The organism is Sabulicella glaciei (assembly GCF_026183895.1).
Taxonomy (GTDB): domain Bacteria; phylum Pseudomonadota; class Alphaproteobacteria; order Acetobacterales; family Acetobacteraceae; genus Roseococcus; species Roseococcus glaciei.
Map to the genome: position 1 here is coordinate 48,513 of NZ_JAPFQI010000014.1, position 20,515 is coordinate 69,027.

General features: G+C 72.6%; 25 protein-coding genes. 11 read left to right on the top strand and 14 right to left on the bottom strand.

What is annotated here, in order from left to right; translation table 11 throughout:
* Positions 1-19: 19 nt before the first annotated feature.
* The 7 genes from OF850_RS16120 to OF850_RS16150 are packed head-to-tail and all read right to left on the bottom strand — an operon-like array spanning position 20 to position 6,685.
* Complete coding sequence (locus OF850_RS16120) at positions 20-1,222, bottom strand: molybdopterin molybdotransferase MoeA (RefSeq protein WP_301591329.1); 1,203 nt, start codon at positions 1,220-1,222, stop codon at positions 20-22.
* Entirely contained in the window at positions 1,219-1,692 is a 474-nt protein-coding gene (gene moaC / locus OF850_RS16125; protein WP_301591330.1) for a cyclic pyranopterin monophosphate synthase MoaC, read from the bottom strand. Before moaC ends, OF850_RS16120 begins: the two co-directional genes overlap by 4 nt.
* Positions 1,689-2,495, bottom strand: a complete 807-nt coding sequence (gene trpC, locus OF850_RS16130; protein ID WP_301591331.1) for an indole-3-glycerol phosphate synthase TrpC — start codon at positions 2,493-2,495, stop codon at positions 1,689-1,691. Before trpC ends, moaC begins: the two co-directional genes overlap by 4 nt.
* Positions 2,488-3,516 carry an anthranilate phosphoribosyltransferase gene (gene trpD / locus OF850_RS16135; protein WP_301591332.1) on the bottom strand — a complete coding sequence of 343 codons (1,029 nt, stop codon included), beginning with the start codon at positions 3,514-3,516 and terminating at the stop codon, positions 2,488-2,490. Before trpD ends, trpC begins: the two co-directional genes overlap by 8 nt.
* A complete protein-coding gene (locus OF850_RS16140; RefSeq protein WP_301591333.1) occupies positions 3,513-4,094 on the bottom strand; it encodes an anthranilate synthase component II in 582 nt (193 codons plus the stop codon). Before OF850_RS16140 ends, trpD begins: the two co-directional genes overlap by 4 nt.
* Before the next feature lie 37 nt (positions 4,095-4,131).
* Entirely contained in the window at positions 4,132-5,193 is a 1,062-nt protein-coding gene (locus tag OF850_RS16145; RefSeq protein WP_301591335.1) for a CMD domain-containing protein, read from the bottom strand.
* A gap of 40 nt (positions 5,194-5,233) precedes the next feature.
* Positions 5,234-6,685 carry an FAD/NAD(P)-binding protein gene (locus OF850_RS16150; RefSeq protein ID WP_301591337.1) on the bottom strand — a complete coding sequence of 484 codons (1,452 nt, stop codon included), beginning with the start codon at positions 6,683-6,685 and terminating at the stop codon, positions 5,234-5,236.
* A 119-nt stretch (positions 6,686-6,804) separates the two neighbouring features.
* On the opposite strand from OF850_RS16150, the gene OF850_RS16155 reads away from it, so the two are divergent.
* Positions 6,805-7,788 carry a Bug family tripartite tricarboxylate transporter substrate binding protein gene (locus tag OF850_RS16155; protein ID WP_301591338.1) on the top strand — a complete coding sequence of 328 codons (984 nt, stop codon included), beginning with the start codon at positions 6,805-6,807 and terminating at the stop codon, positions 7,786-7,788.
* A 7-nt stretch (positions 7,789-7,795) separates the two neighbouring features.
* Here OF850_RS16155 and OF850_RS16160 read toward each other — a convergent pair whose 3' ends face one another.
* From OF850_RS16160 to OF850_RS16170, 3 genes are all read right to left on the bottom strand, one after another.
* The gene (locus tag OF850_RS16160) at positions 7,796-8,341 is read right to left on the bottom strand and encodes a DUF3576 domain-containing protein (protein WP_301591339.1); all 546 of its coding nucleotides are present in this window, start codon (positions 8,339-8,341) and stop codon (positions 7,796-7,798) included.
* Between the two features lie 95 nt (positions 8,342-8,436).
* Positions 8,437-9,846: a porin gene (locus OF850_RS16165; RefSeq protein WP_301591340.1), complete on the bottom strand. Its 1,410-nt coding sequence runs from the start codon at positions 9,844-9,846 to the stop codon at positions 8,437-8,439.
* Positions 9,847-10,048: 202 nt separating this feature from the next.
* Positions 10,049-10,609: a thiamine phosphate synthase gene (locus OF850_RS16170; RefSeq protein WP_301591341.1), complete on the bottom strand. Its 561-nt coding sequence runs from the start codon at positions 10,607-10,609 to the stop codon at positions 10,049-10,051.
* 28 nt (positions 10,610-10,637) lie between these two features.
* Between OF850_RS16170 and OF850_RS16175 the strand changes: the two genes are divergently transcribed.
* Positions 10,638-11,312, top strand: coding sequence for a YggS family pyridoxal phosphate-dependent enzyme (locus OF850_RS16175; RefSeq protein ID WP_301591413.1), 675 nt, complete (start codon positions 10,638-10,640; stop codon positions 11,310-11,312).
* On the opposite strand, the gene OF850_RS16180 is transcribed toward OF850_RS16175, so the two are convergent.
* Positions 11,309-11,773 (bottom strand): hypothetical protein, encoded by a 465-nt coding sequence (locus tag OF850_RS16180; RefSeq protein ID WP_301591342.1) that lies wholly within the window; start codon positions 11,771-11,773, stop codon positions 11,309-11,311. The genes OF850_RS16175 and OF850_RS16180 overlap by 4 nt on opposite strands.
* Positions 11,774-11,907: 134 nt before the next feature.
* Here OF850_RS16180 and OF850_RS16185 point away from each other — a divergent pair, with 134 nt between their 5' ends.
* Both OF850_RS16185 and OF850_RS16190 read left to right on the top strand, forming a co-directional pair.
* Positions 11,908-12,468, top strand: coding sequence for a NifU family protein (locus OF850_RS16185; RefSeq protein ID WP_301591344.1), 561 nt, complete (start codon positions 11,908-11,910; stop codon positions 12,466-12,468).
* Between the two features lie 90 nt (positions 12,469-12,558).
* Positions 12,559-12,882 (top strand): DMT family transporter, encoded by a 324-nt coding sequence (locus OF850_RS16190; protein WP_301591345.1) that lies wholly within the window; start codon positions 12,559-12,561, stop codon positions 12,880-12,882.
* A 4-nt stretch (positions 12,883-12,886) separates the two neighbouring features.
* Here the strand turns inward: OF850_RS16190 and OF850_RS16195 are convergent, their stop codons facing one another.
* Positions 12,887-13,717, bottom strand: a complete 831-nt coding sequence (locus OF850_RS16195; RefSeq protein WP_301591346.1) for an aldo/keto reductase — start codon at positions 13,715-13,717, stop codon at positions 12,887-12,889.
* A 39-nt stretch (positions 13,718-13,756) separates the two neighbouring features.
* Between OF850_RS16195 and OF850_RS16200 the strand changes: the two genes are divergently transcribed.
* The 5 genes from OF850_RS16200 (at position 13,757) to OF850_RS16220 (ending at position 16,968) form a co-directional block, all read left to right on the top strand.
* Positions 13,757-14,368 (top strand): hypothetical protein, encoded by a 612-nt coding sequence (locus OF850_RS16200; RefSeq protein ID WP_301591347.1) that lies wholly within the window; start codon positions 13,757-13,759, stop codon positions 14,366-14,368.
* Positions 14,365-14,880, top strand: a complete 516-nt coding sequence (locus OF850_RS16205; protein WP_301591348.1) for a sigma-70 family RNA polymerase sigma factor — start codon at positions 14,365-14,367, stop codon at positions 14,878-14,880. Before OF850_RS16200 ends, OF850_RS16205 begins: the two co-directional genes overlap by 4 nt.
* Complete coding sequence (locus tag OF850_RS16210; protein WP_301591349.1) at positions 14,877-15,533, top strand: anti-sigma factor; 657 nt, start codon at positions 14,877-14,879, stop codon at positions 15,531-15,533. Before OF850_RS16205 ends, OF850_RS16210 begins: the two co-directional genes overlap by 4 nt.
* A gap of 98 nt (positions 15,534-15,631) precedes the next feature.
* Positions 15,632-16,411: a DUF4394 domain-containing protein gene (locus OF850_RS16215; protein ID WP_301591350.1), complete on the top strand. Its 780-nt coding sequence runs from the start codon at positions 15,632-15,634 to the stop codon at positions 16,409-16,411.
* 74 nt (positions 16,412-16,485) lie between these two features.
* Positions 16,486-16,968, top strand: coding sequence for a DUF1203 domain-containing protein (locus OF850_RS16220; protein WP_301591351.1), 483 nt, complete (start codon positions 16,486-16,488; stop codon positions 16,966-16,968).
* A 9-nt stretch (positions 16,969-16,977) separates the two neighbouring features.
* Here OF850_RS16220 and OF850_RS16225 read toward each other — a convergent pair whose 3' ends face one another.
* Complete coding sequence (locus OF850_RS16225; RefSeq protein WP_301591353.1) at positions 16,978-17,730, bottom strand: hypothetical protein; 753 nt, start codon at positions 17,728-17,730, stop codon at positions 16,978-16,980.
* Between the two features lie 31 nt (positions 17,731-17,761).
* Positions 17,762-18,691, bottom strand: coding sequence for a BKACE family enzyme (locus tag OF850_RS16230; RefSeq protein WP_301591354.1), 930 nt, complete (start codon positions 18,689-18,691; stop codon positions 17,762-17,764).
* 104 nt (positions 18,692-18,795) lie between these two features.
* On the opposite strand from OF850_RS16230, the gene bla reads away from it, so the two are divergent.
* Both bla and OF850_RS16240 read left to right on the top strand, forming a co-directional pair.
* Positions 18,796-19,644 (top strand): class A beta-lactamase, encoded by an 849-nt coding sequence (gene bla / locus OF850_RS16235; protein WP_301591355.1) that lies wholly within the window; start codon positions 18,796-18,798, stop codon positions 19,642-19,644.
* A 40-nt stretch (positions 19,645-19,684) separates the two neighbouring features.
* A protein-coding gene (locus tag OF850_RS16240; protein WP_301591356.1) for an IS5 family transposase occupies positions 19,685-20,490 on the top strand; the annotation gives its coding sequence in 2 pieces (ribosomal slippage) (positions 19,685-20,012 and positions 20,012-20,490; 807 coding nt in all).
* Positions 20,491-20,515: the final 25 nt, after the last annotated feature.

Consider the following 20,515-nt stretch of genomic DNA (forward strand, 5'->3'; position numbering starts at 1 on the left):
CGCGCCGGGGGGGAAGGCGTCAGACGCCCAGCCCGGCGAGGTCCACCACTTCCACCATCGCCCCCGCCTCCAGCGCCGGAGCGAAGGGGGCGCGCAGGATCAGCGCGTCGCTCTCCGCCAGGGTGCGGAGCATGGAGCTGTCCTGCACCGGGGCCGGGGTCACGCGCAGCTCGCCCACGTCGCGGTGCAAGGTCGCCCGCAGGTGGTCGGCGCGGCGGTCATTCTCCGGCAGGGCGGTGGTGCAGCGGGCGCTGACCACGGGCAGGCCGGGCGCGGAGGCGCCGGACAGCCTCGCCAGGGCGGGGAGCAGGAACACCACGGCGCAGACCAGGGTGGAGACGGGATTGCCCGGGAAGCCGAGGACCGGCAGGCCGCGCCAGTCGCCGAAGATCAGCGGCTTGCCCGGCCGCATGGCGATCTTCCAGAAATCCAGCTTGAAGCCCTGGCGCCCCAGCGCCGCGGCCGTCTGGTCGTGATCGCCCACGCTGGCCCCGCCTGTGGTCAGCAGGAGGTCGCAGCCGCGGGCGCCCTGCGCCACCGCCAGGATCGCCGCCGGGTCGTCCGGGGCGACGGGCAGCACCAGCGCCTCCGCCCCGTTCGCCTCGAGCAGCGCCGCCAGCATGAAGGAATTGGAGGACACGATGCCCCCCGGCGGCACCGGGTCGCCCGGCAACGCGATCTCGTCCCCCGTGGCGAGGATGGCGACGCGCGGGCGGCGATGCACCGACAGCCAGGCATGACCGCAGGCCGCCGCCAGCCCCACGTCGCGGGCGGAAAGCCGCCGTCCGGCTTCCAGCAGCGCCTGGCCCTCGGCGAAGTCGAGCCCTTCGCGCCGGATCCAGCGCCCGGGGCGCGGCGCCTCGTTCACCGTGATGCGGTCGCCTTCGCGCGTCGCGTCCTCCTGGAGAAGGATGGCATCGGCCTCTTCCGGCACGAAGGCGCCGGTCGAGATGCGAACCGCCTCGCCCGCGCCGAAGGACCCGGCAAAGGGGTGCCCGGCGGCGCTTTCCCCCGCCACGCGCAGCACGGCGCCGAGCGTCGCCTCGCCCGCGCGCAGCGCGTAGCCATCCATGGCGGAAACATCGGCGGGGGGCTGGGTGCGGCGGGCGTGCAGCGGCGCCTGGAGGACGCGCGCCCTGCCCTGGCCCACCGGGATCGTTTCCGGCCCCGTGGGGGCGAAGCCCGCGAGGATGCGGCGCCGCGCCTCCTCGACCGGGATCATGCGGCGCTCCAGCGCCCCGAGCGCCCGCCTTCCTTTTCCAGCAGGCGCAGCCCCTCGATCCGCATCGAGCGGTCCACCGCCTTGCACATGTCGTAGACGGTGAGCGCGGCGACGGAGGCGGCGGTCAGCGCCTCCATCTCCACCCCCGTCCGACCGGTGCAGGCCACCGTCGCCTCGATGCGGATGGAAGCATCGCCCTCGGGCGTGAGGTCGAGCGTCACCTTGTCCAGCGCCAGCGGATGGCAAAGCGGGATGAGGTCAGCGGTGCGCTTGGCCCCCATGATGCCGGCCAGCCGCGCGACGCCCAGCACGTCGCCCTTCTTCGCGCCGCCGGAGCGGATCAGCGCGAGGGTCTCGGGCTGCATCACCACGCGGGCCTCGGCCACGGCGCGGCGCTGGGTGATGTCCTTGCCGCCCACATCCACCATGACGGCGCGGCCCTCGCCGTCGAAATGGGTGAGGCCGCTCATGCCGCCAGCAGGGCGGTGGTGGCGGCGCCGAGGTCGGGCTGGCGCAGCAGGTGCTCGCCGACCAGGATGCAGAAGGCGCCGGCCTTGGCCATCCGATGGACGTCGGCGGCGGTGCGGATGCCGCTTTCCGCCACCGGAATGCGGTCGGCCGGGATGCGCGGCACCAGCGTCTCGGAGGTGGCGAGGTCGGTGGTCAGCGTCTTCAGGTTGCGGTTGTTCACGCCGATCAGCCGCGTCTGCAGGCCGAGCGCCCGCTCCATCTCCCGCTCGTCATGGACCTCGGCCAGCACGGCCATGTCGAGGGAGCGGGCGATCTCCTCCAGCTCCACCGCCTGCTCGTCGCTCAGCGCCGCCATGATGAGCAGCACGGCGTCGGCGCCCATGGCGCGGGATTCGAAGACCTGCCACGGGTGGACCAGGAAGTCCTTGCGCAGCGCCGGCAGGGCGCAGGCGGCGCGGGCGGCCTTGAGGTCGTCCGGATGGCCACCGAACCACTTCTCGTCGGTCAGGACGGACAGGCAGGTGGCGCCCGCCGCCTCGTAGATGCGCGCCAGCTGCGCCGGGTCGAAGCCCGGGCGGATCTCGCCGCCGGAGGGGGAGCGGCGCTTCATCTCGGCGATCAGCCCGGTGCGGCCCTGCGCGACCGTGGTGCAGAGCGCGCCCTGGAAGTCGCGCGGCGGCTCGGCCGCCTTGGCCAGCCGCTCCATCTCGGCGAGGGAGGTGGCGCGCAGCCCCTCCCGCACCTCGATGTGCTTGGCGCCGATGATGGTCGCGAGGGCGTCCGGGACGGTGGTGTCAGGCATGCTCGGGTTCTTGGATGTGGGTGGCGCGGCGGAGCTTCTCCAGCGCCTCGCGCGCGCGGCCGGTGTCGATGCTCTCCGCCGCCAACGCCGCACCCTCGCGAAGGGTGGCACAGCGACCGGCGACAAGGAGCGCAGCGCCGGCGTTGAGGCGGACCACGTCGCGATAGGGGCCGGGGGCGCCCTCCAGCAGGGCGAGCAGGGCGGCCGCGTTCTCCGCCGGGTCGCCGCCGCGGACCGCCTCGGGCGGAGCCGGGGTGAGGCCCGCCTCCTCCGGCGAGACGGTGAAGTGGCGCAGCGCGCCGTCGCGCAGCTCCACCACCTCGGAAGGGCCGGACAGGGCGAGCTCGTCGAGGCCCTGGCCGTGCACCAGCCAGGCGCGCTCCGTGCCCAGCCGCGCCAGGGTCTCGGCCATGGGGCGGAGCCAGCGCGAATGGAAGGCACCGGTCAGCTGCCGCGTCACGCGGGCCGGGTTCGCCAGCGGGCCGAGCAGGTTGAAGATGGTGCGGGTGCCCAGCTCCACCCGGGCGCCGCCGGCGTGGCGCAGCGCAGCGTGGTGGCGCGGCGCCATCAGGAAGGCCAGCCCCGCCTTGGCGATGACCTCCGGCAGGCGGTCCATCGGCACGTCCAGGTTGACGCCCAGCGCCGACAGCGCGTCCGCCGCGCCCGACTTGGAGGAAAGCGCCCGGTTGCCGTGCTTGGCAACCGGAACCCCGCACCCGGCCACCACGAGCGCGGCGGCGGTGGAGATGTTCAGGCTACCCGAGGAGTCGCCCCCCGTGCCGACGATGTCGATGGCACCGTCCGGCGCCTCGACCGCCGTCATGCGGGCGCGCATGGCGCGGACGGCGCCGGTCATCTCCGCCACCGTCTCGCCGCGCACGCGCATGGCCATCAGCAGCCCGGCGATCTGCGCCGGGGTCGCCTCGCCCGCCATGATGACGGCGAAGGCAGCCTCGGCCTCCGTCTCCGCCAGGGTCTCCCCATCGGCGAGGCGGGCGAGGACGGGCTTCAGCCCGATCATGCCGGGGCCTTTGTTCCGGCCAGGAAGTTGCCGAGGATGCGGTGCCCGTGCTCGCTGGCGATGCTTTCGGGGTGGAACTGCACGCCGTGGATCGGCAGCTCGGCATGGGACAGGCCCATCACCAGCCCGTCCTCCGTTTCCGCCGTGGCGACGAGGGAATTGGGAAGGGTTTCCCGCTTCACCACCAGGGAATGATAGCGGGTCGCCCGGAAGGGGCTGGGCAGGCCGGCGAAGACCCCCTGCCCCTCATGCACCACGTCCCACACCTTGCCGTGCACCGGCACCGGGGCGCGGACCACCTCGCCGCCAAAGGCCTGGCCGATGGCCTGGTGGCCCAGGCAGACGCCCAGAAGCGGCATCCGTGCCTCGGCGCAGGCGGCAATCAGGTCGAGGCAGATCCCGGCCTCGTTGGGCGTGCAGGGGCCGGGGGACAGGATCACCCCGGCGGGACGGCGGGCCAGCGCCTCGGCGGGCGTCAGCGCGTCGTTGCGGACCACCTCCACCTCGGCCCCCAGGTCGCCCAGGAAGTGCACGAGGTTCCAGGTGAAGCTGTCGTAGTTGTCGATGAGCAGCAGCATGGCGATGGGCGGAACCTGACGGGCACCGCCCACCGGGTCAAGCCGCGGCGCTTCCCGTGGCCTTCCGGACCGGCTCGCCCAGGGTCTGCATCAGCCGGTTGGCCCAGGCGAACATCGCCACGGCGGCCGCGATGTCGAGGATCTCGGCATCGGCCAGGCCCTGTTCGCGCAGCGCCGCGATGTCCTCCTGGGTCGCCGCCGCCGGGGCGGCCGAAAGGCGCACGGCGAAATCCACGATGGCGCGCAGCCGGGGAGGCATGTCGGTGGAGACGCCCTCCCGGAGGATGCGCTCCATCACCTCCGGGTCGCCCTTGAGCTGGACCCATCGCTGGGCATGGACCGAGGCACAGTAGGGGCAGCCATTCACCCGGCTTTCCGCGACGCTCGCCAGCTCGCGCTCGGCGCGGGAGGCACCGCGCGGGCCGTACATGATGGTGTTGAACAGCTTTGAGCGCTCGCGCAGCACCGCCGGCTCCTGCACCAGCAGCAGGTAGTAGGGCGAGGTGCGGGCGCTGGCGTGGCTGGCGTCGAGGATGGCCAGCTGCTCCGGTGTGGCCTCCGCCACGTCCAGCACCGGCACCCAGCTGTCCCAGTCCAGCGAGTCCGAGGTGAAGCCGAAATCCGCCGTGCCGGGAGATTGCGGCGCCAGCCTCACCTCCGTTCCGCCGGCGCCCGGCTTGCCGTCCAGCAGGTCCAGCGCCGTCGCCATGCGCGTGGCATAGGCGATGAAGGCCACAAGCTGCGCCAGCATGACGATGTCGCGCGGCGCCAGCCCCGCCTGCTCCAGCGCGCGGATCGCCTGCGGGTTCGCTTGGTCGGTCCGCAGCGTCAGCAGGTCGGCGAAGCGGCGCATGGCGTCGAGGCGCGGCGATTCCTCGGCCAGGGCGGCATGGCGTGCTTCCAGCCGGGCATCGCCGTGCAGCCGCGCGACATGGGCGGCGACGGCATGGCGCTCGCCCTCCGAAAGCCCGGAGGGGCCGCGGAAGATCGCCTCCTCACTGCCGGAGGTCGCGGCCCGCACATCGGGCCGCATCGCCCTCAGCGCGTGGAGCGTGCTGCCCTCGGCGATCCCCGCGATCTCGTCCACCACGTCCTGCATGCGTTCCCGGTCCTTGGCTCTGTGCGGGGCGGAGGATGCCTCAGCCACGCGGGATGAAGAAGGGCGTGGTTTCCAGCTCCGGCTCGTCAAAGGCGGCGAGCTCGGCGCGCACCGCCTCCTGGTCCTCGCGGAAGAAATGCGCGGCGATGCCGTTGGCCAGCCGCTCGGAGGCCGCCGCCACGCCGGGGATGTCGCTGGCAATGCCGCCATGGCTGGCATGGGCGCCGTAGCTGAGCAGGTGGATGCGCCCGATCTCCTCCGGCGCGGCCTCGCCCTTGGGCGTCAGCTCGAAGGCGCGGCCAAGATAGGGGAAGGCTTCCATCTCCGGACGGCGCAAATGGTCGGGCGGCACGTAGCAATCGCCCCAGCGGGCGATGTGCGGCGCCAGCCCGGCCAGCTCTGGCACGTGGTCGAGGTCCACGCGGAATCCCGTGCCGGCGATCAGGAAGTCGGCGCGCACCTCGCGCGGCTCCGCACCGCCCAGGGTCAGCACCACCTCGTCTCCCTCGCGCCGCGTCGCCAGGGTGGGGGCGCCGAGCTGGATGCCGAAGCCCGGCAGGCGCAGGGCGCGGTGCACCGTCTCGTGCGGCGGGGGCGACTGGTTGTCGTACATGTAGGTCACGAGCAGCCAGCGGGAGGCGTCGTCCAGGTCGCCCCAGCCCAGCTGGTATCCCGGCCCGGCCGAGCCGCGCCCCTTGTTGATCTGCGGCAGATGCGTCCGGCGCACGTAGAGCGTCGCCTCCTTCGCACCGCGCTCCAGCGCCGTCGCCGCGTTGTCCCAAGCCGAGGCGCCGCCGCCGATCACCGCGACCCGCTTGCCGCGAAGCCGCTCGAAATCGATGGGCGCGTTGGCATGGGCGGCGAGGTCGGGCCAGAGCGAGCGGTCCACTACCTCCGGCAGGGCCAGCCCGCCCGACCCGGCGCGCCCCGTGGCCAGCACGACGCGCCGCGCCAGCAACGAGGCGCCGTCCGCGAAGAGAAGGCGCAGCACGCCCTCTTCCGGGACGATGCGCGTCACCTTGGTCCGGTGGCGCACCGGCAGGGCCAGGACGCGCTGCAGCCAGGACAGGTAGTCCTGCCACACGGCATTCGGGATCTTGTAGAGCGCCTCCCACGCCGCCTCGCCCCGCGAGGCCGTGTACCAGGCGCGGAAGGTGAGGCTGGGGATGCCGAAGCAGGGGCCGGCCAGGGTCTTGGGCGAGCGCAGCGTGTCCATGCGCGCCCAGGTTACCCAGGGACCTTCCAGCCCCGGCGGGTTCTCGTCCAGCAGGAGGACGTTGCCGATCCCCTTGAAGATCAGGGTGCCGGCGGCGGCGATGCCGTTCATCCCGGCGCCCACCACCGCCACGTCCAGCACCGCCTCGCCGTTGCGCTCCAGCCGCGGCACCCAGGGCTTCGGCGGCAGCGTCAGCGCCTCCAGGTCTGCGGCCACGCGGCGCTCCAGGGCCAAGAGGCCGGGTGGCGGGGCGGGACGGGCGGCGTGGTTCATCATGGGTCCGTGCGGGTTGAAGGGACAGCTATCCTGTCATTCGCGCTGCGGCGCCGCAAATCGGTGGCGCGAGAGGCGACAGCGCGGCAGCATGCGGGGCGAATCCCTTGAAAGGAAGCGCCATGCCCCTTCCGTCCCGCCGCCACCTCCTCGCCGGCATCGCCGGAATGCCGGCTGCCGCCGCGGCGCAGGCCCTTCCTGCCGGCTGGCCGGATCGTCCGATCCGCCTCGTCGTGCCGGCGGCCGGCGGCGCGGGAACGGCAGACACCATCGCGCGGCTGCTGGCCATCGAGCTGGACAAGCGCCTGCCGCAGCGCACGCTGGTGGAGAACCGGCCCGGCGCCAACGGCAACGTGGGCGCCACCGCCGTGGCCCGCGCCGCGCCGGACGGCCACACCTTCCTGTTCTCCTGGTCCGGGACGCTGGCGACCAGCCCGGCGCTCTACCGCGAGCTGAGCTTCGACCCGAAGCGCGACTTCGAGCCGGTGATCCTGCTGGGCAACGTGCCCAACATCCTGGTCGTCACCAACGGGATCGGCGTCCGCACGCTGGAGGAGCTGACGGCGCGGCTGCGGAGGGAACCGGGGGCACTCTCCTTCGGCTCCTCGGGCAATGGCTCCTCCATGCACCTCGCGGGGGAGTTGTACCGCCAGCGCACGGGGACGGAGATGTCCCACGTCCCCTACGCCACCATCCAGCAGGGATTCACCGACCTGTTCACCGGGCGCATCCAGCTGATGTTCAACCTGGTGACGGGGGCGGCGCCCCAGGTGCGCGGCGGGCAGGTGACGCCGGTCGCCATCCTGTCCGACCGCCGCTCCTCCGTGCTGCCCGACGTGCCGACCACGGCGGAGCTGGGAATGCCCGGCCTGGAGTTCGGCTCCTGGTTCTGCATCATGGCGCCGCGCGGCACGCCGGCGCCGATCGTGGCGACGATGAACCGGCTGGTGAACGAGATCCTGACCGCGCCCGAAAGCCGCGCACGGATGGAGGCGCAAGGACTCGACATCATCGGCGGCGAGCCGGAGCAGCTCGCCACGCTGCTGGACGCCGAGCTGGCGCGCCATGCGGAGCTGGTGCGCTTCTCCGGCGTGCGGGTGGAGTGAGCGCGGCCTAGCGAAGCCCGGCGGACTGGGAGCGCAGCTCCCGCGCGCGGGCGAGGACGCGGTCTTCCAGCTCTGAGTTGGTGGCGGCGGAGGTGGGGGCGTCCACCCAGGCGCCGCGCTGGTTCACCTGCCGGAAGACCTGGACCCGCACGCCGTCGGAGCGAAGCTGGCGCGTCGTGACATAGGCGGTGGCCTTGAAGCGCTCGCCCTCGGCGGCGGGGGGCGTGTACCAGTCGGTGATGATGACGCCGCCAAACGGGTCGGCGCTGGCCAGCGGCATGAAGGACAGGGTGTCGAGCGTGGCGCGCCACAGGAAGGCGTTCACGGTCATGCCCGCGCCGCCGCCGCCGGCCGCCTGGTTCTGACGCGAACGGTCCACCCCGAACACGACGAGGCCCGAGGCGCCGGGGTCGCCGCCGGTCTGGCGCAGGATCATCTCGCGCTGGTTGTCGGTGCCGTATTCCTCGTTCCCGACGAAACGGCTGTTGCTGCAGGCGGCGAGCAGCGCCGCGACGGCGGTGAGCGCGAGGGCGTTCTTGCGGATGTGCGACATGGCGCCCCTCGTTAGAGGCGCCGGCGGAAAAAGAAAAGGGGCGGCGAGGAAACCCTCGCCGCCCCCGGAGACACTCCGTTCCCGGAGCGACTGGCTCAGAAGGCCAGGCGCGTACCGAGGATGAAGGTGTTGGAGTAGCCGCGGTTCTGCGGACCCGCGCGACCCACGTCCTGGTCCGTACCCTGCTCGCGGATCGAGTGGTGCACGTACTCGGCGATCAGGCTCAGGCCCGGAGCCAGCGTGTAGTTGGCGCCGACGCCCATGCCCCAGCGGCGCATCCGCGCACGGCCCGCCGTGGCGTTCCGCGTCACTGCGCCCGTGGTCGGGTCGAAGGTGCTCGGACCGTTGCCCTCGAACAGGCCGCTCATGAAGTTCGCGCCGACCGTCAGCGGACCGGCGGTGTAGGCGAGACCGGCCGTCAGCTGCTCACCCGGGCGCGAGCCACGGATCGTGTTGCCCCAGAAGAAGTTGGTGTTGCCGCGGAAATAGGCCGCACCAGCCGTGAAGCCCATGTACGAGGCCTGCACGCCGACCTGCCACACATCCAGACCGTTCAGGGTGCGAATCTGGCGGTTGTCGAGCGTCATGTCGAGCGCGGTGCCGGAGCCGATGTAGCCCGCGGTGGCCGCCAGACCGACGCCGGCCAGGTTGCCGCGCCAGCGCGCCGCGACCTGCCACTCGTTGCGGCGGGCCGCGAGCTCACCACCACGAACCGGGATGGCGGCGTCGGTGGCGCCACGGAACGCATAGGCGCGGTCGCAGAAGGTGTTGACGGCGTCGGAGATACAGCCGTGCTGACCCATCGAGCCGAAGTTCGGGGCGTAGGACGCGCCGAAGTCGAACCCGAAGAACTGCGGGGTCATGTAGACGATCTTGGAGTTGTCACCGAGACCGCCCGGCGCCGTCTGCGTACGGTTGCCGTTCTGGCGGGTCTGGAAGTTCTCCCACACGCCGAACACGCCACCCGTGCCGAAGCCCGTGATCCAGCCCGAGTTCATCAGGCCGCCCATGACGCCGTCCTCGTCGCCGAAGCGAATCTGGCCGAGGCGCGGGTGGGCGATGAACACGTAGGCCTCGTCAACCGCCGGGGCGGAGCGCGAGACGCCGACGTTGCGGTTGATGACCGCGCGGCTCTCCTGGTTGTTGAACGTCAGGTCGATGTTGCCGCCGTAGGTGATGCCGTTGGCCAGCTTGCCCGTCACGATCACGCTGAACTGCGGGATGGTCACGAAGTCATGCTTGCCGAGGCGGCCGAAGGCGCCGGTGGGGCCCGTCGGGGCCGCGGCCGCGCCGCCGCCATTGGCGCCCGGAACGCCGATCGGCGTCGTGGGCGACCAGCCCGGATCGGACTGCTGACCGCTCTGCTGAATGTAGCCCCAGTAGGCCTGGATCGACCCGCCGATGCGGACCGTCGGGGCCTGTTGGGCGGAGGCCTCCGGCGCCATGACGGCGGCGCCGACGACCGCCGAGACGACCGCCGTCGTGCCCAGCAAAATCTTGCGCATGTTACACTCTCCTCACGCGCCGGGCACGCCCGGCTTGTTCCCCTGACCCCCCATCCGACGGATGGGCGGTGACCCCGACGATGCCTGCCCCCGCCCGGAAGCGGAGCGCGATGGCAAGCCGGCCATCACCTGGGTCCGCGCCGACTATGCGTTCCGGTAGCGGGAGGCGGCAACCGGGTTTCCGGGGGTGGCGCGACATCCGTCACACACTGTGGCGGAGAGAACACAGGCCCCTGCGGCACCCCCAGGCATCGATCGCCGCCCAACCTGCGGCGCGTGGACCCAGTTGGCGGGAACGCCCGGCATCCATGCCGCCCAATGCGATGGCGGGACAAGGCAGTGCCCGGGTCAGGGCCCGCCAGCGCAGCGGACCAAGCGCCGGCGCGCCCGGATGGCTTCGCGTCGGGAAGGCCGGGGAAACCAGCGCAGCATCCGCATGCAGTCGCCGCGCCCGCGCCAAGCCGGCCCGGCCATGCACCGCAACGGTCAACAGGCGCCCGCGCCGGTTCAACAGGAAGGGCAGGAGATGACGCGCCCCCCGCCGATCCGGCACGTGCAACCCCGCCCGCGCCGCGAGGGCAAGGCGCCCATCCTCCTGCACCATGACGCGCAGTCGCCGGGTCCGGCACAGCCGGGCCACGCGGATCGCCCCTTCCCGGTCCATGTCGCGCAGCAGCACCGCCGCCCCTCGGGGAAGGCGACGGAGAAGCTTGGTCGGGTCCGGCAGGCGCGCCCGGTCGGTGAGCAGCCAGATTCGCGGCACCGCCCTGCCCTGCCCTATCCTCCCGCGCATGACCGAATCCATCCGCGCCAATCTGGCCCGGCTGCGCGAGCGAATCGAGGCCGCCAGCGCGCGGGCCGGCCGCGCCCCGGGCAGCGTCACCCTGGTGGCCGTGTCCAAGACCCATCCGGCCTCGGCGGTCGAGGAGGCGCTGGCGGAAGGCCAGCACGTCTTCGGCGAGAACCGGGTGCAGGAGGCGCAAGGCAAGTTCCCGGCGCTGCGCGCGGCCCATCCGGGGCTGCGCCTGCACATCATCGGCGGCCTGCAGACCAACAAGGCGCGCGATGCCGTGCGCGTCGCCGACGTGATCGAAAGCCTGGACCGCCCCCGCCTCGCCGAGGCGCTGGCCGAGGCCATGCAGAAGGAAGCGCGCCGGCCGGACTTCCTGGTCCAGGTGAACACGGGCGACGAGCCGCAGAAATCGGGGGTGGCGCGGGAGGAGGCGCCGGGCTTCATCCGCCGTTGCCTGGAGGAATGGCGCCTGCCGGTGCGCGGCCTGATGTGCATCCCCCCGGCGGAGGAGGATCCCCGCCCGCATTTCCGCACCCTGGCCGCCCTGGGAGGCGAGTTCGGCCTGCCGGTGCTTTCCATGGGCATGAGCGGCGATTTCGAGGCGGCGATCGAGGAAGGGGCGACGCATGTGCGCGTCGGCTCGGCGATCTTCGGGGCGCGGATCGCCCTCTAGGCCAGGGCGGTCCGCGGCGCGGCGTGGTCGCGCGCCCATCTCGCGTAGGCCTCGGTCGCATTGCGCGCCGAGGCCAGGGCTGCGGCGGGCGGCGCGTCCAGCCAGGGGTCCGGCCGCCCTTCCAGCCCGGCGCGGATGCGGTCCAGCGGCTGGCTCATCTCCACGAAGGCCATTACCCCGGCCATCGCCATGCCGAGCGGCCCGCCCGTGACCGCGCCGCCGAGGACGCGCATCAGCGGGTGGATCTGCGCGCCCGTCGCCGCCCGGTAGATCATGCCCACCCCCGGCAGGTGGTGCAGCGGGTTCAGCCCCTCCACCACCTCGTCGAAGGTGATCTCGCCGGGGATGGGAATGGCCTGGTCCCCGTCCAGCGGCGGGCCGCCATCGGCGGGCGCGGGCAGGTCGGCGCTGCCGGCCGGGCGGAAGGCCAGGCGAATGGGATCGTTGACAGGGAAGATCATGCGCGGCGGCCCTCGCCATCGTGGGTGACAGGGCCTCGCAAGCCTCATGCCAGGGGCGACCGGGGCGCGACTTGCACCTCGGCGCAAAGCGGACCACATCGGTCGGGATCGACCTAGCCAGCCAAGGACGCGCCATGTTCATCGAGACCGAAGGCACCCCCAACCCCGCGACCCTGAAGTTCCTGCCTGGCCGGGACGTGATGGGCGCCGCCGGCACGGCCGATTTCGTGGCGGGCGACGACACCACGCGCTCCTTCCTGGCGCATCGCCTGCTCGCCCTGCCCGGCGTGGCGCGCGTCTTCCTGGGCGCCGACTTCGTGACCGTCACCAAGGGCGACGATTTCGACTGGCAGGCGCTGCGCCCGCAGGTCCTGGGCGCGATCATGGAGCATTTCATGGCCGGGCTGCCCGTGATCGAGGGCGCCGACGAGGCGGGCGAGGAGGATTTCGACCCCGCCGATGCCGAGGCCGTGGCCCAGATCAAGGAATTGCTCGACACGCGCGTGCGCCCAGCCGTGGCCGGGGATGGCGGCGACATCGTGTTCCGCGGCTTCCGCGACGGCATCGTGCGGCTGAAGATGCAGGGCGCCTGCTCGGGCTGCCCCTCCTCCCGCGCCACGCTGAAGCACGGGGTGGAGAACATGCTCCGCCACTACATTCCCGAGGTGGTGGCGGTCGAGCAGGTCGAGGCCTGACCGCCTGACAGGGGGCCACGTCCCCCGCCCGCGCCACGAGCGCGGGTCCCCAAGCCCGGGACGGCCCGGCCCTTTGAAAGGAGGGCCGGCATGGCCTGGATTCTGTTGCTGCTCGCCGGCCTGCTCGAGATCCTGTGGGCGTTCTCCATGAAGCGGTCGGAGGGCTTCACCCGCCCCTTCGACACGGGCGTCACGCTGGTGGCGATGCTGGCCAGCGTCGTGCTGCTGGCCATCGCGATGCGGACCCTGCCGCTCGGCACCGCCTATGCGGTCTGGACCGGCATCGGCGCGGCGGGCGCCTTCCTGCTCGGCATCCTCGTGCTGGGCGAGGCGGCGACGCCGGGCCGCATCGCGGGCGCGACGCTGATCCTCGCGGGCATCGTCGTGCTGAAGCTCTCCACCTCCGAAGGCTGAGGCCTCACAGCATCGCCAGCGACTGCTTGCGCCGGGGCGGCGGGAAGGCGGCATCCAGCGCCGCCCGCTCCTCCGGCGTCAGCACCATCGCAGCGGCTTCCGCATTCTCGCGCAGGTGCCCGAGGCTCGTCGCCTTGGGGATGGCGATCACCCCTTCGTGTCCTAGCACCCAGGCCAGCGCCACCTGCGCGGGGGTGACGCCGCGCGCCTCGGCCACCGCGCGCAGCGCCTTGTGGCGCAGCAGCCTGCCGCCCTGCCCCACGGGCGAGTAGGCCATGACCGGCATGCCCTGCTTCCGGCAGAAGGGCAGCAGGTCGAACTCCGCACCGCGATGCTCGAGGTTCAGCAGCACCTGGTCCGTGGCGCAGCGCGCGAGGTCCGGCCCCAGCTCCTCCAGGTCGTCGACATCAAGGTTGCTGACGCCCCAGGCGGCGATGTCGCCAGCCTCGCGCAGCTTCTCCAGCGCCTCGGCCGTCTCCTCCAGGGGCGTGTCGCCGCGCCAGTGCAGCAAATAGAGGTCCAGCTGTTCCACGCCGAGGCGCTTCAGCGAGCGCGCGCAGGCCTGCGGCACGGCGCGGCGGGACGCGTTCCAGGGATAGAACTTGCTGACCAGGAAGACGTGCTCGCGCTGCCCGGCGATGGCCTCGCCCACCACGCGCTCGCTTTCGCCCTCGCCATACATCTCGGCGGTGTCGATCAGCGAGAACCCACGCTCGATGCCCTCGCGCAGGCGCGCCACCTCCTCCTGCCGGCGTGTCGGGTCCTCGCCCATGCGCCAGGTGCCCTGGCCCAGCGCCGGCACCTCGCGCCCATCGGGGAACGCAATCATCCGCATGGTTTCCGCCGCCTCTCCCGCTGCGCTATCCTCGCACGCATGACGCCGCTCCGCACACTGGCCCTGCTGGCCCTGCTCGCCACCCCTGCGCTGGCGCAGCCCCAGGGCGAGGAGATCGGCTCGTGGCGCCTTCATTGCTTCAACGACCGGATGACCGACCGCGTCGCCTGCTCCATGCGGCATCGCGACTGGGTGGAGCGCCCGGGCGCGCAGCCCGGCCTGGCGCTGGAGGTGGTGGAGCGGAACGGGCGCCTCGTGCCCGCCGTGACGGCGCGCGACCTTTCGCTGGACGGCGCGGCGCGCGGGCTCCTCGCCCTCACCGGCACGGCGCAGCTTCGCTTCGACACCAACCCGATGATGGAGCTGCCCTGCGGGCTGGAGGGGCGCTCGCTGATCTGCGCGCCGCGTTCCGCCGACGCGCCGCGCGCGGCGGAGGAGCTGGCCGGCGCCGCGCGCGCGCTGATCCGCATGGGCGGCATGGGCAGCGGGGCGACGCCGGGCGCCGAGCCCGCGGAGCTTCGCCTCGCGAACACCGCCCAGGCGCTGGAGCGGTTCCGCCGCCAGCAGCCGCCGGGCAGCGCGCCGCCCGCGCCGGAACCGGGTCTCGACCTGCGCGACATCCTCCTGCGGCTGCGGAGCTTCTTCTTGTGAATTCCCTCCTGCCGCGCGTCGCGCGCGGCGACCGCGCCGCCCTGCGCGAGATCTACGAGGCGCAGGCCTCGCGCCTCTTCGGCATCGCGCTCGCCATCCTGCGCGACCGCGACGCGGCAGCCGATGCGCTGCACGACGCCTTCGTCAAGGTGGCGCGCGCCGCCGGGCAGTTCGACCCGGCGCGCGGCTCGGCCGAAGCGTGGCTCGCCGCCATCGTGCGCCACGCCGCGCTCGACCTCGCCCGCGCCCGAGGTCGCGAGATCCCGGCCGAGGGCCTGCCCGAGCCGGCGGAGGAGGCGACGCAGCTTCACTCCCTCGCCTCGGCGCAGGACGGGGTGCGGCTGCGCGAATGCCTCGCCACACTGGAGGAGAAGAACCGCACCGAAATCCTGCTCGCCTTCGTGAACGGGCTGTCGCACCCGCAGGTGGCGGCGCGGCTGGACGTGCCGCTCGGCACCGCCAAGGCCTGGATCCGGCGCGGCCTGCTGTCCCTGCGGGAGTGCCTGGCATGACGCCGGAGGAGCGCGACGCACTCGCGGGCGAATACGTCCTCGGCACGCTCGATGCGCGCGAGGCGGCGGCCCTCCGCGCCCGCCTGGCCTCCGACCCCGCGCTGCGCGAGGCGGTGGAGGCGTGGGAGCGGCGCCTGCATCCCCTCGCCGCGCTGGCCGCGCCGGAAAGGCCGCCGCCCGGCCTGTTGAACCGCATCGAATCCACGCTGGATGCCGCACGGCCGCGCCGCCGCGCCCTGCTCTGGCCGGCGCTCACCGCCGCCTCGGCCGCGGTCGCGGCGGGCCTGGCGCTCCTGCTGCTGATCCGGCCCGAGCCCTCGCCGCTGATGACCGTGCTGCTCACCGAAAGCGACCAGCCCGCCTGGCTGGTCGAGGCGCGGGGCGGGGCGATCAGCCTCGCGGCCGTGAACCCGCGCGGCATCGCGCCGGACCGGGTCGCGGAACTCTGGGCCCTGCCGCAGGGGGCGACGGCGCCCACCTCGCTGGGCCTGATCCCGACCGAGGGGCGCGTCACGGTCCCGCCCGGCCGCATCCGGCCGGAAGCGGGGATGCTGATCGAGATCACGCTGGAGCCGCCCGGCGGCTCGCCCACCGGGCGGCCCACCGGCCCCATCCTGTTCATCGGCCGGCTGATGCCGGCGCGGGGCACGTGATTTTTTCGCCCGGCGCTGCGTCCAGGCGCATCCCGGCTCCGTAAGGCGCACGGCACGGGGTCCTGCCCCGGCCGCGAAGCGCAACACGGAGCCGAAACATGACGAGACTCGCGACCGCCCTCCTGCTGGCCTCCACCGCCCTCGCAGGCACGGCCAGCGCCCAGACCATGGTGGCGCTGACCGCCGACAACCAGCTGGTCCGCATCGATGGGGAAAGCCGCCGCGCCTCCGCGCCGGTGCGCGTCTCCGGCGCAGAGGGGCGGCTGCTCGGCATCGACCAGCGCCCGGCGGATGGGCGGCTCTACGGGCTGACGGATGCGGGGCAGATCGTGACGCTCGATCCCATGACCGGCCGCGCCACCGCGGTTTCCCGTCTGTCCGAGCGGCTGGATGCGGGCGGGCGCGCCGTGGTGGACTTCAACCCGGCGGCCGACCGGCTGCGCGTCATGGGCCTGTCCGGCCAGAACCTCCGCGTCAATGTGGAGAACGGCCAGGCCGTGGTGGACGGCACGCTGAAGTATGCGCCGGGCGAGTGGTCGGGAACCTCGCCGCGCGTCACGGCGGGCGCCTACACCAACAGCATGGCCGGCACGACCTCCACCATGCTGCTGACGCTCGACACCACGGCCGGGCTGCTGAACCTGCAGAACCCGCCCAATGACGGGGTCCAGGCGCCGCGCGGGCGCGTGTCCATGCCGCTGCCGGCCGGCACCGCCTTCGACATCCTGTCCACTGGTCCCGGCAACAACCGCGGCTTCCTGATCGCCGGCGGCGCGCTGCACACGATCGGCCTGGAGGATGGCCGCGTGGAGACGCTGGGCGCCGTGGCCGGCCTGCCCACCGGGTCGGAAGTGATCGACGTCGCGGCGATGCGCTGACGACAGCGCCCGCGCCGCGTTCCGCCGCAACGGGCGGGAGGCGGCGCGGGGCCCGCCGGATGCACCGTGGGTGCATGACACGCTTTCGCTGCGTCCCCATGGACGCCGACTCCGCCCGGCGCTTCCGCGCCACCCGCCGCGACGACCGTGGCGGGGACGCCCACTCCCGCGTCGCGGACGGGCCGGGCTTTCCCTGCCGCCGCTGCCTGCGCCTCGCCCGGCCGGGGGAGGAGATGCTGCTGTTGAGCTGGGACCTGCCGCGCCCGCTCGGGCCATACTGGACGCCCTCGCCGGTCTTCCTGCACGCGCGGGATTGCGAGCCGGAAGCGGCAGAGGACGCGTTGCCCGAGACGGTGCTGGCCAACCCGCTGGTGTCGCTGCGGCACTACGACGCGGCGGGGATGTGCCTCTACGACCTCGGCCTCGTGCTGCCGGGCGCGGAGGCGGAGGCGCCGCTGCGCGAGCGACTCGCCGACCCGCGCGTCCACTTCGTCAACATCCACACCGCGAGGCCGGGATGCTGGCTGGCGGGGGTGGAGCGCACCGAGCCTCGTTAGCCTCCGCTGTTACCTCGGTGGCCATGCCCGGCTCCGTGTTTCCTCAGGGTCCAGCGCGCAAGCAAAGATGCGCTCCAGCGAAGCCGCCATGGCGCGGTACTGGGGAATCGCCACGCGCTGGAACGTCATCTCCAGCCGCAGCGGGCCGCCGATCCACCGCTGTGTCGTACACAGCGGATTAGGCGGCATTTTCCTCCCGTCGGGCTCCGGACGGGCGATCATGCAGTGGAAGAGATGCTCAGGCCCGTCTGGTGAGACTCGCACCTCAGCCCAATTGTTGCTCAATCCCATGGCCGAGGTTGCGCGGAGCACGGTGAAGCCGGCCTCGTCGCGCTCCCGAGTGTCCTCAAAGCGTGCGAGGTTGCTCATCGCGTCCAGCAGCGCCTGCCCGTGCAGGAAGGGTTCATGCCCGAACACCGTGATGCGCACATAGGGTGAGGAGGGCTGCGTCAGGACGCGGCGCTGCTCCTCGGTCGGCGGTGCCAGCCGGGGTGGCCAGGCAAACAGCACCACCGCGCCATCCGCGCCCCGCCTCGGGTCCGGGATACCGCCCAGGAAGGAGGGCGGCACGCGCAGCGTATACCCGACAAAGGGCACGCGCACCGGCGCCTCGTCCGGCCGGGCGTGGCCCAGATCGGCCAGCAGGCGCCGCCAGCACTCCTCCGCCCGCGCATCTTCCGGCGGCGTGGCCCGCGCCGGCCCGGCCCAGCAAGCGATCAGCGCGCCGATGGCAAAGAGCCGAGGGAGGGCCCGAAGCTTCAAGACAACCGACCGCCCGCTCGCGACCGCGCCTCTAGAACCCAACTAGGTCGCCGCCCTTCAACGCCAGCATCTGCCGCGCTTCCGTCGGGGTGGCGATCTCGTTGCCCAGCTCCTCCAGGATGCGGCGGATCTTCCGCACCTGCTCGGCGTTGCTAGTGGCGGCCTTGCCGGGGCCGATCCACAGGCTGTCCTCCAGCCCGACGCGCACATTGCCGCCCAGCATGCCGGCGATGGTGGTGAAGTTCATCTGGTGGCGCCCCGCCGCCAGAACCGACCACACGTACTGGTCGCCGAAGAGGCGGTCCGCCGTTTCCTTCATGAACATGAGGTTGCGCGGCTCGGCGCCGATGCCGCCCAGGATGCCGAAGATGGTCTGAACGAAGAGCGGCCCCTCCACCACGCCGCGATCCAGCATGTGCGCGAGATTGTAGAGGTGGCCGACATCGTAGCACTCGAACTCGAAGCGCGTGCCGTGGCCCTTGCCCAGCCGCTCCACGATCTGCTCGATGTCCTGAAAGGTGTTGCGGAAGATGTGGTTCACCGTCCGCTCCAGGTAGGGCTTCTCCCAGTCGTGCTTCCACTCCTTCACGCGCCCCGCGCTGCCGGAGATGTTGAAGTTCATCGAGCCCATGTTGAGGCTCGCCATCTCCGGCTTCGCCTGGAGTGGCGCGGCGAGGCGGTCGTCCAGCGTCATGTTCAGCCCGCCGCCTGTGGTGATGTTCACCACCGCATCGGTGCTCTGCTTGATGACGGGCAGGAACTGCATGAACAGCGCCGGGTCGGGGCTGGGCTCGCCCGTCTCGGGGTCGCGCGCGTGCAGGTGGATGATGGAGGCGCCGGCTTCCGCGGCCTCGATGCTGGCCTGGGCGATCTCCGCCGGGGTGATGGGCAAATGCGGCGACATGGACGGGGTGTGGATCGCCCCCGTGACGGCGCAGGTGATGATGATCTTGCGGGCCATGGTCGCCTCTCCCTTCGCGTTTTCCTCGCTGCATGGTGGCGCGGGGCGGGACGGTTGCGAAGGGCCGCGTTGACGCGCCGCGCCCGGCGTGACACCCCGCCGCCATGACCGGACGCCGCTCCTTTCTGCTCGCCGCCGGGCTGGCTTCTCCCGCCCTGGCCGCGCCCACGCTCACCGATGCCTTCCGCGAGGCCGAGGCGCTGGGCGGTGGCCGGCTGGGCGTGGCCGCACTGGACACCGGGACGGGCCGGCGCGCGGCGCATCGCGCGGAGGAGCGCTTTCCCTTCGCCAGCACCTTCAAGATGGTGCTGACCGGCGCGGTGCTCGCGGCCGTGGCGCAGCGCCGCGAATCGCTGGACCGCGCCGTGCCCGTCTCTGCTGCCGACATCGTGCCGCACGCGCCGGTCACCGAACGCCAGGTGGGCGGGACCATGACGGTCGGCGCGCTGTGCGAGGCGACGATGGTCTGGAGCGACAACCCGGCCGCGAACCTGCTGCTGCCCATCGCCGGCGGACCGGCGGGGCTGACGGGCTTCACCCGCTCCCTGGGCGATCCGGCCTTTCGGCTGGACCGGATCGAGACGGCGCTGAACCAGGCGACGCCCGGCGATCCGCGCGACACCACCACCCCCACCGCCATGCTCGGCACGATGCAGCGCCTGCTGCTGGGCGACGCCCTGCCGCCCGAGGGGCGCGAGCGCCTCACAGCCTGGATGGTCGCCTGCCGCACGGGCGGCGCGAAGATCCGCGCCGGACTGCCGGAGGGCTGGCGATGCGGCGACCGGACCGGGGGCGGCGGTCACGGCACCAACAATTGCGTCGCCATCCTGTGGCCGCCAGGGCGTGCGCCGATCCTGGTCGCGGCCTACCTCACCGAAACCGCCCTGCCCTTGGCGCAGCGTGACGCCGCGCTGGCCGCGGTGGGACGGGCCCTGGCCGAAGCCTGGGGCTAAAAACGCCTAACAGAACTGGGTTCTGAGCGTTGGGGCTCTCATGGCGAAGCCTCTTGTTTCCGACGAGTTGTGGGCGGCGGTAGCGCCGCTTTTGCCGCCCGAGAGGCCCAAGCCGAAGGGCGGCCGTCCGCGCGTGCCGGATCGTGCGGCGCTGACGGGCATCCTGTTCGTGCTGAAAACGGGCACGCCCTGGGAGCACCTGCCCGCCGAGATGGGCTGCGGTTCTGGCATGACCTGCTGGCGGCGACTTCGCGACTGGCAGATGGCCGGCGTCTGGGCGCGGCTGCACAAGCTCCTGTTGAACAAGCTCGAGGCGGCGGGCCGCATCCGCTGGGAGCGCGCTGCGCTGGACAGCACCTCTGTCCCAGCAAAAAGGGGGGCGCGGAGACCGGCCCGAACCCCACGGATCGCGGTCGGCCGGGCACCAAGCGGCACATGGTCACGGATGCCGAGGGTACGCCGCTCAGCCTGACGCTCAGCCCCGCCAACCGCCATGACAGCAAGATGGCTGCGGCCACGCTGGATGCCGTGCCGCCCGTCAGTGGCGGCAGGCGCGGTAGACCGCGCAGGCGGCCGAAGAAGCTGCACGCCGACAAGGCTTACACGGGCCGCCCCGTCCGCGAGGCCCTGCGAAAACGCGGCATCACACCGCGCATCGCCCGCCGCGGCGTCGACGACAGCAGACGCCTCGGCCGTCATCGCTGGGTGATAGAGCGCAGCTTCGCGTGGATGGCTCGCTTCCGTCGTCTCGTCGTGCGCTACGAGCGTCGCGCCGACATCCACCTCGCCTTCGCCACCCTCGCCGCAGCCCTCGTCTGCCTCAGCCAAATCAAGCGGTTCTGTTAGATGCTTTAATTGCGGCCAGGAAAGG